We start from the raw sequence: 14,457 nt of genomic DNA on the forward strand, positions 1-14,457 counted from the left end.
GTTCTCGGGGATCGTCCGGCCGACTGCCCGGTCAGCTGGCGTAGGCGCGGAGGCGTTCGGCGCGATCGCCCTCGCGGAGCTTGCCCATCACTTCCCGCTCGATCTGGCGGACCCGCTCACGGGAGAGACCGAACAGCTTGCCGATCTGGTCGAGGGTGCGGGGCTGGCCGTCGTCGAGGCCGTAGCGCAGCCGGATCACCTGCTGCTCGCGCTCGTCCAGGGTGGCCAGGACGCTGCGCACGTCGCTGTGCAGCAACCCGGCGATCACCGCGTTCTCCGCGGACGTCGCCTCGGCATCCTCGATGAAGTCGCCGAGCGGGGCCTCCTCGTCGTTGCCGACCGGCATGTCCAGGCTCACCGGGTCGCGGCTGTGGTCCAGCAGGTCGCCGATCTTCTCGACCGGGATACCGGACTCCGCGGACAGTTCCTCGTCGGTCGCCTCCCGACCGAGCTGCTGATGCAGTTCCCGCTTGATCCGGGCCAGCTTGTTGACCTGCTCGACGAGGTGGACGGGGAGCCGGATCGTGCGGCTCTGGTCGGCCATGCCGCGGGTGATGGCCTGCCGGATCCACCAGGTGGCGTAGGTCGAGAACTTGAAGCCCTTGGCGTAGTCGAACTTCTCCATGGCGCGGATCAGGCCGAGGTTGCCCTCCTGGATCAGGTCCAGCAGGGGCATGCCGCGGCCGGTGTAGCGCTTGGCCAGGGACACGACCAGACGCAGATTCGCCTCGAGCAGGTGACTGCGGGCGGCCTGACCGTCACGCACGACGATCGCCAGGTCGCGCTTCTTCGCGGCGGTGAGCCGCTTCTTGGTCTCCAGCAGATGCTGGGCGTACAGGCCGGCCTCGATCCGCTTGGCCAGTTCCACCTCGTCCGCAGCGCTCAGCAGGGCCGTGCGGCCGATCCCGTTCAGATAGACGCGGACCAGGTCCGCGGCCGGGCTCTGGCTGTCGAGGTCGGAATCGACGCGGGCGGTGGTATCGGGGCGTGCCATGACGTGCCTCCTCATCGGTGGTGTCTCGATGCGTTCAACGCGCAGGACCCCTGGGAAAGTTCCCGGGGTTCCTCCGTGGGAACCGCCCTGACCTGCGTATATGGCGAACAGGTCCTGAGAAGTTGCTGAGAACACACCACCGGGGGAACCGGCGGGTAACTTTCCGGCCCGCCGGGCCGCCTTACCGGACGGGTTCGACGAGTCCGTGCCGGACGAGCGCCTGCACCAGGGGGACCGCCTGCCCGGCCAGCGCCTGCTCGTCCTCGTCGTGCGCGGCGGCGAGCAGCGCCACCAGCTCCGACAGCGGCAGGCCGTCGGCCCGCATCCCCGCCAGCAGGGCCGCTGCGGGATCGTCCACCTCGTGCTGCCAGTTCGGGCCGCCGCCGCGGTGCACGCGCGTCACCACCTGCCGCCAGCCGTCCGCACCCGGCAGGTACACGCGCTCCAGGGCGGTGTCGGGCCGGACGACGAACCGCGCCTCGAGGACATCGTGGTCGCGCAACCACGCCAGCCGCTCGAAGTAGCCGACGGCCTCCGCCCCGAGCGGGTCGGTGAATCCGTGCCGCAGGTCCTCGGCGAGCACGTCGCTGGGCGCGTCGGTGCGCCGCAGGTAGACGAACCCGAAGCCGATGCCCTCGACCCGGTGCCGCTCGAAGTGGTCCAGCCAGGCCTCGGCGCGCGCCGACACCGCCGGATCCCGCGGGTCGGCGTCGCCGTCACGCAGCCACGTCCCCACGTAGAGGGCCGGGTCGGCGACGTCGCGCTGCACGATCCACGCATCGACCCCGTGGGCGGGCAGCCAGGAGGCGATCCGGCGTCGCCAGTCCTCGTCCTCGACGTGCACCCACGAGGCCAGCATCGCCGCGGTCCCACCCGGGTTCAGGTGCTCGGCGGCGCGGGAGACCATCAGCTCGCTCGCGCCGTCGAGGTCCAGGCCCGAGTCCCGGTAGGTGTGCTCGACCCGTCCGGTGCTCACCACGAACGGCGGGTTCGCGATGATCCGGTCGAAGCGGCGGCCGGCCACCGGCTCGAACCACGATCCCTCGAGCAGTTCGACCTCGACCTCGTTGAGCGCGGCCGTGGCGGCGGCCAGATCCAGTGCCCGCGGGTTGACGTCGGTGGCGGTGACGGTGCCGGCGAAGTCGGTGGCGCGCACGGCCTGTACGCCGCAGCCGGTGCCCAGGTCCAGCACCGAGCCGACCGGGTCGGTGGGCATGGCCTGCAGCAGCGACAGCGAGGCGTGCCCGACCCCGAGCACGTGGTCCTCGCGGGTGGGCCGGGGGCGCATCGCCCCGTCGAGGTCCGACAGCATCCAGCGGGTGCCGGTGCCGGCGTCGAGCGGACGCAGATCCAGCGCCGCGCGCACGCCGTCGCCGTCGCGTTCGAGCAGCCCGGCCGCGATCGCCGTCGCCACGTCGACCGGGGCGAGCGCCGCGGCCACCTCCGCAGCAGGCAGCGTGTCGCACACCAGGAACAGGCGCACGAGGGTGCCGAGATCACCACCGCCCGTCGCGGCCCGCCGCACCGGCACGGGCTCGCCCCGGCCGAGCGCGGCGTGCGCGTCGGGGCCGAGCAGCTCGAGCAGCGTGTCGGTGTCGAACCGGGCGCGCGTCAGCGCCGTGCGCAACGGGGGCAGATCGAAAGCAGCAGGTCGCGGTCCACCCCCGCATTCTGGCAGCACCCCGAGGCCGCGTCGCCGGGGACCGGGGAGCCGGGTCAGCCCTCGATGATGCGGGGCTGCGGGCCCTCCAGGGCGGTGGTCCCGTCCCCGCGGCCGTCCCAGCGGCTGGGCTCGTCCTTCGACCGCGGTGGCCGATCGTTGGCGATGAGCACCGCCACCCACGGCAACGGGACGGACAGGGCGAGGATGCCCACCGAGAGCCAGGGATTGGCGAACGCCGCGTACGCGAGGGCGGCGAGGATCATGGCGGGGATGCGGAAGGACATGAGCGTGAGGTACTTGCGGACCCGCGCACGGTGCTGGTCCTCCAGCGACAACGCCGCCTCGGTGATCAGAACCGGTTTCTCGGGTGACCCGTCGTCGTAGTCCCCATTGAAACCCGGAGTTCTCGACATCCCTCTACTGTCCCACTCGCGCGCGCGGAATGCACATGCGCATCTGCACCGGGGGTGCGGCATCATGTAACGGTGAGCACCGACATCAAGGAACGGCCGGATACCACCACCGACGAAACCACCGACGACGACACTCCCAAGTTCTTCCACTACGTCAAGAAGGACAAGATCGCCGAGAGCGCGGTCATGGGCACCCACGTCGTCGCGCTGTGCGGCGAGGTCTTCCCGGTGACGCGCTCCCCGAAACCGGGGTCACCGGTGTGCCCGGAGTGCAAGAAGGTCTACGAGGGCCTGCGCAAGGGCGACTGATCGACGGTCTCGTCCGGAGCCGCCGGGGCGTGTTCGCCGGCGGCCTTCTCCGCTGCGCGCGGGTGCGGAGCGTCCACGGGGCACGACTCCGGTTCCCGCTGGTCCGGCCGCATGATGTCCGGTAGCCGGATCGGGATCGGCGCCGTCCCGAGCCGCCGGGTCAGGCCGGTCACCGCGGCCGCCGCCGGCGAGGGCGCCGCGGCGGCCCGTTCGGCCAGCCACCGGCGCATCTGCTCGATGCGGGTCTCGCGGGCGGGCCAGAACTCCTGCACGGTCGCGTTGAACTCGGCACCCAGCACGACGGCGAAGCCGAGGAAGAAGGTGAACAGCAGGAACGCGATCGGGGTGGCGAGCGCGCCGTAGGTGTAGCCGGTCCCGGAGACCCACCGCAGATACCAGCGCAGTCCCGCGCTCGACGCCATGAAGAACGTGCCCGCGAGGATCGCGCCGCCCAGCAGCCGATGCCACGGCAGCGATCTCGGCAGCGCCACCTTGTACAGCGTCGTCAGGCCCACGAGCAGCAGCAGTCCCACGCCGGGGTAGTAGAACGTGTCCAGCAGCCGGGTGCCGAGGTCGTACCACGCCGCCGGCAGCGCGCGTCCGATCATGGTCGGCCCGAGCGCGACGAGTGGCAGCGTGAACACCGCCAGCACGAGGAACACCACGTACAGCAGCAGCGCGAAGAACCGCTGCCAGACGGGATGCCGGTGATCGTGCTGGTCGTGTGCCTCGTCGATCGAGTCCACGAACGTCGAGATCGCCGACGAACCCGCCCAGAGCGACAGCAGGAACCCGAGGGACATCACGTCGGCGCGTCCCCGCAGCAGCACGTCCTGCACCGTGGGCCCGATGATGTCGTCGACGACGCTCTCGCTGAACATCGTGCGGCTGAACGTGACGATCTTGGACTGGATGATCTCCACCGTGTCCGGCCCGAACCACCCGGCCACGTACCCGAGACTGCCCAGCAGGCCCAGCAGCAGCGGGGGCAGCGACAGCGTCTGCCAGAAGGCGGCGGCTGCGGCCTTGCTGAAGATGGAGTCGTCCCACGCCTTGGTCGCCGTGCGGGCGATCACCTGTAGGCCCCGATGCACCGGCCGCCGTCGCGGGCTCGATGCGGCGGTGGATCCGGCCGGTGGGGATATCTCGCTCATGGGTACTTCCAGCATTCCTGACGACACGCCGCGGTGCGCGGCGGCGGGCCGACGGGACCGCGAATTCTGTCATGATCGTCTCCTGTCGCCCGCGTCACGGACGGCGGTTCGGATGCGGGCCGGGCTCGCGGGCCGGGATAGGCTGCTCGACGGCTGTCGCCCGCCCGGCGACCGCACGGCGGTGCCCGTTCGCCGCCCGGCGACGTTGCCGCAGAGCGAAACCACCTGCACGACCGGAGAAGGAGCACGAGTAGCCGGTGAGCACCGAGACCCTCGGAACAGCGTCCTCCGCCCCCGCCGGACAGCTGCGCGCCTGGCAGCGCCGGGCCCTCACGAAGTACCTCGCGACGGGTCCGCGGGATTTCCTCGCCGTCGCGACCCCGGGCGCCGGTAAGACCACGTTCGCGCTGCGCGTCGCGAGCGAGCTGCTGCGTGACCGCACCGTCGACCAGGTGACGGTCGTCGCCCCGACCGAGCACCTCAAGCACCAGTGGGCCGCCTCGGCCGCCCGCTCCGGCATCGCGCTGGACTCGAACTTCACCAACTCCACGGGCCAGACGTCGAGCGACTTCCACGGCGTCGTGGTGACCTATGCGCAGGTCGCCTCGCATCCGTTCAAGCATCGGGTCCGCACCGAGGCGCGCCGCACCCTGGTGATCCTCGACGAGATCCACCACGGCGGCGACGCCAAGAGCTGGGGCGAGGGCATCCGGGAGGCGTTCGGCGACGCCACCCGCCGCCTCGCCCTGACCGGAACGCCGTTCCGCAGCGACGACAGCGCCATTCCGTTCGTGGTGTACGAACCGAACGCCGACGGTCTCATGCAGTCCAGGGCCGACCACGCGTACGGCTACGCCGACGCGCTCGCCGACGGCGTCGTGCGCCCGGTGGTGTTCCTCGCCTACTCCGGTGAAGCCCGGTGGCGCAACAGCGCGGGGGAGGAGTACTCGGCGCGGCTCGGCGAGCCGCTCAGCGCCGAGCAGACCGCCCGGGCGTGGCGGACCGCGCTCGATCCCGCCGGCGACTGGATCCCGGCCGTCCTCACCGCCGCCAACACGCGGCTCGAGCAGCTGCGCCAGGGCGGGATGCCCGACGCGGGCGGATTGGTCATCGCCAGCGACCAGACGGTGGCCCGCGCGTATGCCAGGATCCTCGAGCAGCTCACCGGCGAGGCGCCCGCACTCGTCCTGTCCGACGACCCGACGGCCTCCGGGCGCATCTCGGAGTTCGATGCGAGCACCCAGCGCTGGATGGTGGCGGTGCGAATGGTGTCCGAAGGCGTCGACGTGCCGCGGCTCGCGGTGGGCGTGTACGCCACCAGCGCGTCGACGCCGCTGTTCTTCGCCCAGGCCATCGGCCGGTTCGTGCGATCGCGCCGCAAGGGCGAGACCGCGAGCGTGTTCCTGCCGTCCGTGCCGGTGCTGCTCGATCTCGCCAGCCAGCTCGAGGCCCAACGGGACCACGTGCTCGGCAAGCCCCACCGCGAGAAGGAGGGCTTCGACGACGACCTGCTCGCCGACGCCAACCGGCGCAAGGACGAACCCGGCGAGGAGGAGAAGGCGTTCACCGCGCTCGGCGCCGACGCCGAGCTCGACCAGGTGATCTACGACGGCTCCTCGTTCGGCACGGCGACGTTCGCCGGCAGCGAGGAGGAAGCCGACTACCTGGGGCTTCCCGGGCTGCTCGACGCCGAACAGATGCGGGCGCTGCTGCGCCGCCGCCAGCAGGAGCAGCTGGACAAGCCGGCCTCCCCGCCCACCCCCGTCCCGCCGCCGCAGGTGGCCGAGCGGGTGGCGACCGCCGACTCGCTGGCCCGGCTGCGCAAGGAACTGAACTCGCTCGTCGCCATGCACCACCACCGCACCGGCAAGCCGCACGGGGTCATCCACGGGGAGCTGCGGCGGCAGTGCGGCGGCCCGCCGACCGCGATCGCCACGGCCGAACAGCTGGGCGACCGCATCGCCCTGCTGCGTCAGTGGTGAGCCGGCCGACGGTGAACCGGCCGACGGTGAACCGGCCGACGGCACACTCCCCGAACGGCGAAACGGGCGACCACTCGCGGTGGTCGCCCGTTTCGGGTCGGGTCTCGGAGTCGGTCGGCTCCGGAACGGTGGATCAGACGGCGGCTTCGGCGTCGGACTCGGTCACGATCGTGGCGCCGAGTTCACGCAGCCGGTCGGTGTGCTCCTTGGCGTGGTGGCCGCAGAAGAGCAGCTCGCCACCGGTGGCAAGGACGGCACGGACGCGAGCGGCTGCACTGCACCGATCGCAGCGGTCTGCGGCGGTCAACTTCGGGCTGGTCAACGTTCCGGGCATGACTCCTCCAAACTGGCCACCACTGTCGTCGGTTGCCTGGGGTCTGGTCCGCCGCACCGGGCCGGCGCGGTGGATCTACTGTGTCAGACGATTCCCGTTCATGCGTTGTTCCAATCCTCCGGAAATCGTGTCGCGTTTCACCCCGGAACCGGCCGAATGCCGACGACGTGCGGTTTCGCGGCTGCGGGTGTTCGCTCACAGCGCAGAGCCCTCGGCGCCGTCGCGGGCCCGGAACGGTCGTCGAGAGGGGTCGCGGTGACGGATCGGCTGGTACACATCTGCGCGCGGGCCGACTGGGAGCGGGCGCAGCGCAGCGGGGCGTTGACCCCCGAGTCGCTCGCCGCGCAGGGGTTCGTACACCTGTCGGCCCCGGAACAGGTGCACCTGCCGGCGAACCGGTTGTTCGCCGGCCGCACGGACCTGGTGCTGTTGCACATCGACCCGGCCCGGCTCGCGGACGAGGTGCGGTTCGAGCCGGGCGTGCCGGGCGATCCGGCGGGGATGGCGTTCCCGCACCTCTACGGCCCCCTCCCCGTCGCCGCGGTCACCGCAGCCGTCGACTACCTCCCCGACGAAAACGGACGGTTCGGACATCTCTGACGGTGCGCCGTCACCCGTGTCCGCCGTGAGCCCTACTCTGGCGGCATGAACGTCGAAGTGACGCCGCTTCCCGGGATCGGTGTGCGCAAGGACTTCGAGCTGGCGTCGGGTCGTCGGATCGGGGTCATCACGCATCGGGACGGCCATTCGGACCTGATCATCTCGAAGGCGGACGATCCCGACGCCTGCGCCGCCTCGCTACCGCTGACCGTCGAGGAGGCGGCCACACTGAGCAACCTGCTCGGCGCGCCCCAGCTCGTCGCCCAGCTCCAGGAGGACCACCGGGAGCTGCCCGGGATCATCACCCGGCAGCTGCACATCCACGACGGCTCCCGCTTCGACGGGGCGGTGCTCGGGGACACGGCGATGCGGACCCGCACGGGCGTGTCCGTCGTCGCGGTGATGCGCGCGGGGCAGGTGACGCCGTCACCGGGACCGGACTTCGTGCTCACCGGGGGAGACATCCTCGTCGCCGTCGGCACCGCCGACGGGCTGGACGCCGCGGCCAGGATCCTGCGCAACGGCTGACGGATGAACTCGACCACGCTCGCCCTGATCGAACTGGGGGCGGTGTTCTTCGCCCTGGGGGTGCTCGGACGGGTCGCCGCGCGATTCGCCATGTCGCCGATCCCGTTCTACCTCCTCGGCGGTCTGGCGTTCGGCACCGGCGGCTTCGTCCAGCTCGGCGACATCAGCGAATTCAGTCACGTCGCCAGTGAGATCGGCGTGGTCCTGCTCCTGCTGCTTCTCGGGCTGGAGTACACGGCCTCCGAGCTCATGACCGGGCTCAAACGTTCCCGCGCGGCGGGTCTGCTCGATCTCGTGCTCAACGCCGCGCCGGGGGCGGCGATCGCGCTGCTGCTCGGTTGGGGTGCGACGGGGGCGTTCGTCCTCGGGGGCATCACCTACATCTCGTCCTCGGGCATCATCGCCAAGACGCTGACCGACCTCGGCCGTCTGGGTAACCGGGAGACTCCCGTAGTGCTGTCGATCCTCGTCTTCGAGGACCTCGCGATGGCGGTATACCTGCCGATCCTGACCGCGGTGCTCGCCGGGGTCAGCCTGATCGGTGGACTCGAGGCCGTCGCGATCGCCCTGGGCCTGGTCACGATCGTGCTCGTGCTGGTGCTGCGGTACGGGCGTTACGTCTCCGCGGTGCTCGACAGCCCGGACAGCGAGACGCTGCTGCTCAAGCTGCTCGGGGCCGCGCTCCTCGTCGCGGGCGTCAGCTCGGCGATGCAGGTGTCGGCGGCGGTCGGTGCGTTCCTGCTCGGCATCGCGATCTCGGGGTCGACCGCCCACAATGCGGCTCGCGTCCTCGAGCCCCTGCGGGACCTGTTCGCGGCGATCTTCTTCGTGTTCTTCGGCCTCAACACCGATCCGACCGCGATCCCCCCGGTGCTGGGGTGGGCGGTGCTGCTCGCCGTCGTCACCGCGCTGACGAAGATCGCCACCGGCTGGTGGGCGGCCCACCGGCACGGCATCGGCACCATGGGCCGGGCCCGCGCGGGCGCCGCACTCATCGCCCGCGGCGAGTTCTCCATCGTCATCGCCGGACTGGCCGTCACCTCCGGCCAGGTGGACGCCGAGCTCGCCGCCCTCGCCTCGGCGTACGTGCTGATCACGGCGGTGCTCGGACCCGTCGCGGCACGGATCGTCGAGCCCGTCACCCGCACCGTGGTGCCCCGGCTACGCGAACGGCCGTCGGCTGCGGAGCCGACGGCCGATCGCCGTGAAGCGGAAGAGTTCTAGACGTCGATCCTCAGTCGAGGTAGTCGCGCAGCACCTGCGACCGCGACGGGTGCCGCAGCTTCGACATGGTCTTCGACTCGATCTGCCGGATCCGTTCGCGGGTGACCCCGTAGACCTGCCCGATCTCGTCGAGGGTCCGGGGCTGACCGTCGGTCAGGCCGAACCGCAGCCGGACGACGCCGGCCTCGCGCTCGGACAGGGTCTCGAGCACCGACTGCAGCTGGTCCTGCAGCAGCGTGAACGACACCGCGTCGACGGCGACCACGGCCTCGCTGTCCTCGATGAAGTCGCCGAGCTGGCTGTCGCCCTCGTCGCCGATGGTCTGGTCGAGGGAGATCGGCTCACGCGCGTACTGCTGGATCTCCAGCACCTTCTCCGGCGTGATGTCCATCTCCTTGGCCAGTTCCTCCGGGGTGGGCTCGCGCCCGAGGTCCTGGAGCAGCTCGCGCTGGATGCGGCCGAGCTTGTTGATCACCTCGACCATGTGCACCGGGATGCGGATGGTGCGGGCCTGATCGGCCATCGCGCGGGTGATCGCCTGGCGGATCCACCACGTGGCATACGTGGAGAACTTGTAACCCTTCGTGTAGTCGAACTTCTCCACCGCACGGATCAGACCGAGGTTGCCCTCCTGGATCAGATCCAGGAATGCCATGCCACGGCCGGTGTAGCGCTTGGCGAGCGAGACGACGAGACGCAGGTTGGCCTCGAGCAGGTGGTTCTTGGCGCGGTTGCCGTCCCGGCAGATCCAGTTCAGGTCGCGGCGCTGCGCGACCGGCAGCTTCTCGCCCTTGTCGGCGTACTCCTGCAGCCGGTAGGTGGCGTAGAGGCCGGCTTCGATGCGCTTGGCGAGCTCGACCTCCTCCTCGGCGTTGAGCAGCGCGACCTTGCCGATCTGCTTGAGGTAGGCGCGCACCGAGTCGGCGGAGGCGGTCAGCTCGGCGTCCTTGCGGGCCTGCCGCAGCGCCTCCGACTCCTCCTCGTCCCAGACGAAGTCGCCCGACGCCTTGTCCTTGTCGCTGGGCTCGTCGTCGGCTTCCGTCACCTCCACGACCACGTCCTCGGCACCTTCGAGGTCGGCCTCGGCGACGTCGAGATCCTCGAGCTCGGCTTCCTCGCCCTCGAACTCGTCGCCGGCAGGCTTGCCCGCCTTCTTGGCGGCGGCCTTCTTCGCCGTGGTCTTCTTGGCGGCGGCCTTCTTGGCCGGGGCCTTCTTGGCGGCCGCCTTCTTCGCCGGGGCCTTCTTGGCCGCGGCCTTCTTCGCCGGCCGCTTCGTGGCGGGTGCGGTACCGGTCGTGGTATCCGCGGCGTCCGCGGAGGCTGCCGATTCGTTCGGGGAATCAGCCGTGTGGATTTCGGTGGCTGCCACGTACGCCCTTTCGTGACGAGGTAGTGCGGCGTCGCGCCAGAGTGGTTCCGGCGGAGAGGTCTGTCGGGATCAGGCCGGTTCGCAGCCGGCTGTGCACCATTGTAACGATCGCCGCCACGCGCGATGTGCAGGACTCAGGGGAGTACACCTGTTTTCGCAGCGTAGGCGGCCCCGATGATGCCGGCCGCGTTGCGCAATGCGGCCGGAACGACGGGTGTGCGGTTGGTCAGCAACGGGATCCACTTCTCGTGCTTGCGGCTGATCCCGCCACCGGCGATGAACAGGTCGGGCCACAACAGGGCCTCGAACCGCGACAGCACCAGCGAGACCTCCTTCGCCCACCGCTTGTACGTCCACTCGTTGTTCTCCTTGACCGACGACGCCGCGCGGTGCTCGGCCTCCATCCCGTCGATCTCCATGTGCCCGAACTCGGTGTTCGGCAGCAGATCGCCGTTGTGCAAAACCGCCGAGCCGATCCCGGTCCCGAACGTGAGCAGGATGACCACCCCGGACGCGTCCTTGGCCGCGCCGAAGCGGTCCTCGGCGAGGCCGGCGGCGTCCGCGTCGTTCAGGACACTCACCGGGCGGTCGCCCAGAACCGACGAGAACAACGTCCGGGCGTCGGTGCCGATCCACGCCGGATCGATGTTCGCGGCCGTGCGCGCCACGCCGCCCGTCACCACGCTCGGCAGGGTGACCCCCACCGGTCCCGTCCACTGCGCCTCGTCCACGATCCGGGCGACCGTGTCGGCGACGGCCTGCGGGGTGGACGGCTGCGGGGTCAGGATCTTGATGCGCTCGCCCACCAACCGGCCTGTGGACAGATCGACGACGCCGCCCTTGATGCCGCTGCCGCCGACGTCGACACCGAATCCGAGAAGGTCCGGGTCCGGCGTGGCCGGGTGCATCGTCTGCGTCATCTCGCGCTCCCTCTCGTCACCGGAACAGTCACCGCGGGCGACCGCTGTCGTGACGTCACCCTAATCCGAACGTGGCCGCCGCGCGGGTGGTGCCGTGCCGCACAGTGTGTTCGGATACTCGGGTGCCCGACACCCCGGACTCCCGCCCCTCTACGCTGTCCCCCGACGTCACCACGGACCCGGCCCTGCTGCGCGAGATCGCCGTGTCCGTCGCGGCCGAGGCCGCCGGTCACGTGCGCGCCCGGCGGCCCGACCTGTTCCCACCCGCCGACACGGGTACCGACCGCGTCGGCGCGGTGCGGACGAAGAGCACCGACACCGACCCCGTGACGGTGGCGGACACCGAGACCGAGGACCTGATCCGGCGGCTGCTGACCCGGTTGCGGCCGGGCGACGCGATCCTCGGAGAGGAGGGCGGCGCCCACACCGGGTCGAGCGGCGTCCGCTGGGTCGTCGACCCCATCGACGGCACGGTGAACTTCGTCTACGGCATCCCGGCCTACGCGGTGTCGGTGGCAGCCCAGGTCGGGGGGCGGTCCGTGGCGGGAGCGGTGGTCGACGTCGCCGCCGGGGACGTGTACTCGGCCGCGCGCGGGCGCGGAGCCACCCGCACCGACGTCGGCGGAGCGGTGACGCGCCTGCGCTGCAACCCGGTCGACGACGTCGCCCGCGCCCTCGTCGCGACGGGCTTCTCCTACGCGCCGCACCGTCGCGAACGGCAGGGCGCGCTGGTGGCCGAGCTGTTACCGAGGGTGCGGGACATCCGCCGCATCGGTGCGGCCGCCCTGGATCTGTGCATGGTGGCGTCGGGGCGCGTCGACGCCCACTACGAACACGGCCTGCAACCGTGGGACTGGGCGGCCGGTGCGCTGATCGCCGCGGAGGCGGGCGCGTGGGTGCAACTCCCGGCCGGAGCCGGCGACGCCGGCGAGATCACCGTCGCCGCCGCGCCCGGCATCGCGACACAGCTCGCGGACCTGCTCGCCGCGCTCGGCGCCGACGCGCCGATCCCGGCCTGACGGTCCGCGGCGCGCTCAGCAGCGGGCGTCGCGGGCCGCGGCCAGCAGGTCGATGTCGAGCGGCGCGGCGGCCGCGCCCACCGGCGCCTCCCGCAGCGACTGCAGCACCTCCTCGGCGTCGGCGTTGGGCGCGATCTCCTTGGAGTAGGTGCCCAGGGCCAGGTCGACGGTGTCGTCGGCGCGGTCGTCGCGGACGAGTTCGGCGCACGGCGCGACCAGCCACACCGTGCTCGCCGCCGCGGTCCCGGCCGCCCCGAACCTGATCTGGCCGTGACACTGCATGTTCTGGTCGATGTAGACCGGGTCGTTGCCGGCCTGCACATCCGGTGCGCTCGCGAATCCGTATTCGGCCAGCTGGGTTGCCACGTGGGTGGCCTGGCCACGTTCGCCGTTGGCGTTGAACACCCGCACCCGCGTCGCCGCCAGGGGAGCGGGCTCCACGTCGAGCAGGACGGAACGGTCGACCACCTCGCCGAGGGGGGCCGGCTGGGGTCCGCCGGGCTCCGACGGGACGGTCGGCGGGGCGTTGCACGCCACGGTCCTGGACACCGGGTCCGAGCCGGCGAACACCGATGTCCACACCACGATCCCGATCGTCGCCAGGACCGCGAACAGGGCCGCGGCGGGTACGACGCGGCGCCGTGGGAACGGCCGGCCGCGTTCGTCCCGCGCGCGGCCTTCGGTGATCAGGGAAACCACGGCGCCCTGCCTCTCGCATCTCCAAGGGTTGTGTGCGACCACTGTAGAGGGCCTCCCGGTGGGGTCCGCGAAGGTGGGCGACCGGTGGAATGTCTCGAGTTGCTGTGGTGTTGGTGACAATTGACCGACAATTCCCCGGACCGGGTGTATCGGTTACGGCTTCCGTGGGTACTTCCGCTATTGTTCGGCGGCCCAGGTCGTCGAAAGAGGCGACGGCGAGGCTTTCGACAGCGGAAGGCCCGGGTCGTGTCCGGGACCCGGATACGGCCGGTGGGAACTTCCGGAGACGGTCGGGCGTTGCCCGGGCCGAAGGACATGAACAGTGTCCTTCGGCAGGGCACCTGCACGAGGACTAGAGGTAGAGGAAATGGCGACTGACTACGACGCACCGAGGCGAACCGAAACCGATGATGTGTCGGAGGATTCACTCGAAGAACTGAAGGCGCGACGCAACGAGGCGCAGTCCGCCGTCGTGGACGTCGACGAGTCGGACACCGCGGAGTCCTTCGAGCTGCCCGGGGCGGATCTGTCCGGCGAGGAGCTGTCGGTGCGGGTGGTGCCGAAGCAGGCCGACGAGTTCACCTGCTCGAGCTGCTTCCTGGTGCACCACCGCAGCCGGCTCGCGAGCGACGAGAACGGAGTGATGATCTGCCGGGACTGCGCGGCCTGAGTCCCGGAGGGACGGCGCGGCCTGAGTCCCGGAGGGACGGCGCTGACCGGCCGCCCCCGGTTCAGCGTTCGGTCTTGTCGGCACACCCCAAGGCGGCCAGCAGCTCTGCCGGCCGCCTTGTGCTGATCAGCCAGTAGGGGGTGGGGTCGTCCGGGTCGTCCAGCACGACGAGCACCATCGTCCCGATCCACGGGCGGTGCTGGACGTACGCCGCCGGGTCGAGCTGGCGCCCCAGGGCGGCGCTCTTCGCCGACGCCGGCACCACGACACCGCGGGAGATCACCTCGAGCGGCAGGTGCGCCCGGCCGACGATCAACTCCCCGCCCGTCACCTCCAGCCGCAGCCGGGACAGCCACACGAGCGCCCAGACAGGGAACGGCAACAGCAGCACGTACGGCAGCCAGGCGTACAGGCCGGGCGCCCCCATGTGCAGTTCCGCGGCCAGCAGCGCCGCGACGCCCAGGCCTAGGGGCCACCACCACAGCGGCACCCACATCCGTTCGGAATAGACCGGTGCGCCGGTCGTCTGCTGCGCATCCGCATCGGGTCGAGAGGTTCGAGACACGTCCATCAGAGTAG

Annotated in this window: 15 protein-coding genes and 1 pseudogene; 7 read left to right on the plus strand and 9 right to left on the minus strand. The window is 71.0% G+C overall.

The window, feature by feature from the left end:
- Positions 1 to 31: 31 nt before the first annotated feature.
- The 3 genes and pseudogenes from ISO16_RS01885 to ISO16_RS01895 all read right to left on the minus strand — a co-directional run bounded on the left by ISO16_RS01885 (position 32) and on the right by ISO16_RS01895 (position 3,070).
- Positions 32 to 994: a sigma-70 family RNA polymerase sigma factor gene (locus ISO16_RS01885; RefSeq protein WP_006935004.1), complete on the minus strand. Its 963-nt coding sequence runs from the start codon at positions 992 to 994 to the stop codon at positions 32 to 34.
- Positions 995 to 1,175: 181 nt separating this feature from the next.
- Positions 1,176 to 2,656, minus strand: a pseudogene (locus ISO16_RS01890) (DUF7782 domain-containing protein).
- Between the two features lie 54 nt (positions 2,657 to 2,710).
- Positions 2,711 to 3,070: a DUF3099 domain-containing protein gene (locus tag ISO16_RS01895; protein ID WP_006935000.1), complete on the minus strand. Its 360-nt coding sequence runs from the start codon at positions 3,068 to 3,070 to the stop codon at positions 2,711 to 2,713.
- Positions 3,071 to 3,142: 72 nt separating this feature from the next.
- Here ISO16_RS01895 and ISO16_RS01900 point away from each other — a divergent pair, with 72 nt between their 5' ends.
- On the plus strand, positions 3,143 to 3,379 hold the full coding sequence (locus ISO16_RS01900) for a DUF3039 domain-containing protein (RefSeq protein WP_003935590.1): 237 nt from the start codon (positions 3,143 to 3,145) through the stop codon (positions 3,377 to 3,379).
- On the opposite strand, the gene ISO16_RS01905 is transcribed toward ISO16_RS01900, so the two are convergent.
- The gene (locus ISO16_RS01905) at positions 3,352 to 4,533 is read right to left on the minus strand and encodes a YihY/virulence factor BrkB family protein (protein WP_006934997.1); all 1,182 of its coding nucleotides are present in this window, start codon (positions 4,531 to 4,533) and stop codon (positions 3,352 to 3,354) included. The genes ISO16_RS01900 and ISO16_RS01905 overlap by 28 nt on opposite strands.
- A gap of 257 nt (positions 4,534 to 4,790) precedes the next feature.
- Between ISO16_RS01905 and ISO16_RS01910 the strand changes: the two genes are divergently transcribed.
- Positions 4,791 to 6,515 carry a DEAD/DEAH box helicase gene (locus ISO16_RS01910; protein WP_029543398.1) on the plus strand — a complete coding sequence of 575 codons (1,725 nt, stop codon included), beginning with the start codon at positions 4,791 to 4,793 and terminating at the stop codon, positions 6,513 to 6,515.
- Between the two features lie 133 nt (positions 6,516 to 6,648).
- On the opposite strand, the gene ISO16_RS01915 is transcribed toward ISO16_RS01910, so the two are convergent.
- A complete protein-coding gene (locus ISO16_RS01915) occupies positions 6,649 to 6,849 on the minus strand; it encodes a DUF7455 domain-containing protein (RefSeq protein WP_003935586.1) in 201 nt (66 codons plus the stop codon).
- Between the two features lie 255 nt (positions 6,850 to 7,104).
- Between ISO16_RS01915 and ISO16_RS01920 the strand changes: the two genes are divergently transcribed.
- The 3 genes from ISO16_RS01920 to ISO16_RS01930 are packed head-to-tail and all read left to right on the plus strand — an operon-like array spanning position 7,105 to position 9,201.
- Entirely contained in the window at positions 7,105 to 7,449 is a 345-nt protein-coding gene (locus ISO16_RS01920; protein ID WP_072635147.1) for a DUF952 domain-containing protein, read from the plus strand.
- Between the two features lie 45 nt (positions 7,450 to 7,494).
- The gene (locus tag ISO16_RS01925; protein WP_029543402.1) at positions 7,495 to 7,977 is read left to right on the plus strand and encodes a cation:proton antiporter regulatory subunit; all 483 of its coding nucleotides are present in this window, start codon (positions 7,495 to 7,497) and stop codon (positions 7,975 to 7,977) included.
- Between the two features lie 3 nt (positions 7,978 to 7,980).
- Entirely contained in the window at positions 7,981 to 9,201 is a 1,221-nt protein-coding gene (locus ISO16_RS01930; RefSeq protein ID WP_006938150.1) for a cation:proton antiporter, read from the plus strand.
- A 10-nt stretch (positions 9,202 to 9,211) separates the two neighbouring features.
- Here the strand turns inward: ISO16_RS01930 and ISO16_RS01935 are convergent, their stop codons facing one another.
- A complete protein-coding gene (locus ISO16_RS01935; protein ID WP_006938149.1) occupies positions 9,212 to 10,570 on the minus strand; it encodes an RNA polymerase sigma factor in 1,359 nt (452 codons plus the stop codon).
- A gap of 134 nt (positions 10,571 to 10,704) precedes the next feature.
- Positions 10,705 to 11,490 (minus strand): polyphosphate--glucose phosphotransferase, encoded by a 786-nt coding sequence (ppgK, locus tag ISO16_RS01940; RefSeq protein WP_006938148.1) that lies wholly within the window; start codon positions 11,488 to 11,490, stop codon positions 10,705 to 10,707.
- Between the two features lie 122 nt (positions 11,491 to 11,612).
- Here ppgK and ISO16_RS01945 point away from each other — a divergent pair, with 122 nt between their 5' ends.
- Entirely contained in the window at positions 11,613 to 12,509 is an 897-nt protein-coding gene (locus ISO16_RS01945) for an inositol monophosphatase family protein (RefSeq protein WP_006938143.1), read from the plus strand.
- 15 nt (positions 12,510 to 12,524) lie between these two features.
- On the opposite strand, the gene cei is transcribed toward ISO16_RS01945, so the two are convergent.
- Positions 12,525 to 13,208 carry an envelope integrity protein Cei gene (gene cei, locus ISO16_RS01950; protein ID WP_006938142.1) on the minus strand — a complete coding sequence of 228 codons (684 nt, stop codon included), beginning with the start codon at positions 13,206 to 13,208 and terminating at the stop codon, positions 12,525 to 12,527.
- 367 nt (positions 13,209 to 13,575) lie between these two features.
- On the opposite strand from cei, the gene ISO16_RS01955 reads away from it, so the two are divergent.
- On the plus strand, positions 13,576 to 13,878 hold the full coding sequence (locus ISO16_RS01955) for a DUF4193 domain-containing protein (protein WP_029543409.1): 303 nt from the start codon (positions 13,576 to 13,578) through the stop codon (positions 13,876 to 13,878).
- Between the two features lie 61 nt (positions 13,879 to 13,939).
- Here ISO16_RS01955 and ISO16_RS01960 read toward each other — a convergent pair whose 3' ends face one another.
- Positions 13,940 to 14,449, minus strand: a complete 510-nt coding sequence (locus ISO16_RS01960) for a DUF3093 domain-containing protein (RefSeq protein WP_006938139.1) — start codon at positions 14,447 to 14,449, stop codon at positions 13,940 to 13,942.
- Between the last annotated feature and the right edge of the window lie 8 nt (positions 14,450 to 14,457).

Origin of the sequence: Rhodococcus sp. M8, from assembly GCF_015654185.1 — a bacterium.
GTDB lineage: Bacteria > Actinomycetota > Actinomycetes > Mycobacteriales > Mycobacteriaceae > Rhodococcus > Rhodococcus aetherivorans.

Coding starts and splice junctions, on each gene's coding strand:
- ISO16_RS01885 (WP_006935004.1), bottom strand. CDS start 994: ATGGCACGCCCCGATACCACCGCCCGCGTCGATTCCGACCTCGACAGC.
- ISO16_RS01960 (WP_006938139.1), bottom strand. CDS start 14,449: ATGGACGTGTCTCGAACCTCTCGACCCGATGCGGATGCGCAGCAGACG.
- ISO16_RS01955 (WP_029543409.1), top strand. CDS start 13,576: ATGGCGACTGACTACGACGCACCGAGGCGAACCGAAACCGATGATGTG.
- ISO16_RS01895 (WP_006935000.1), bottom strand. CDS start 3,070: ATGTCGAGAACTCCGGGTTTCAATGGGGACTACGACGACGGGTCACCC.
- ISO16_RS01915 (WP_003935586.1), bottom strand. CDS start 6,849: ATGCCCGGAACGTTGACCAGCCCGAAGTTGACCGCCGCAGACCGCTGC.
- ppgK (WP_006938148.1), bottom strand. CDS start 11,490: ATGACGCAGACGATGCACCCGGCCACGCCGGACCCGGACCTTCTCGGA.
- ISO16_RS01930 (WP_006938150.1), top strand. CDS start 7,981: ATGAACTCGACCACGCTCGCCCTGATCGAACTGGGGGCGGTGTTCTTC.
- ISO16_RS01925 (WP_029543402.1), top strand. CDS start 7,495: ATGAACGTCGAAGTGACGCCGCTTCCCGGGATCGGTGTGCGCAAGGAC.
- ISO16_RS01905 (WP_006934997.1), bottom strand. CDS start 4,533: ATGAGCGAGATATCCCCACCGGCCGGATCCACCGCCGCATCGAGCCCG.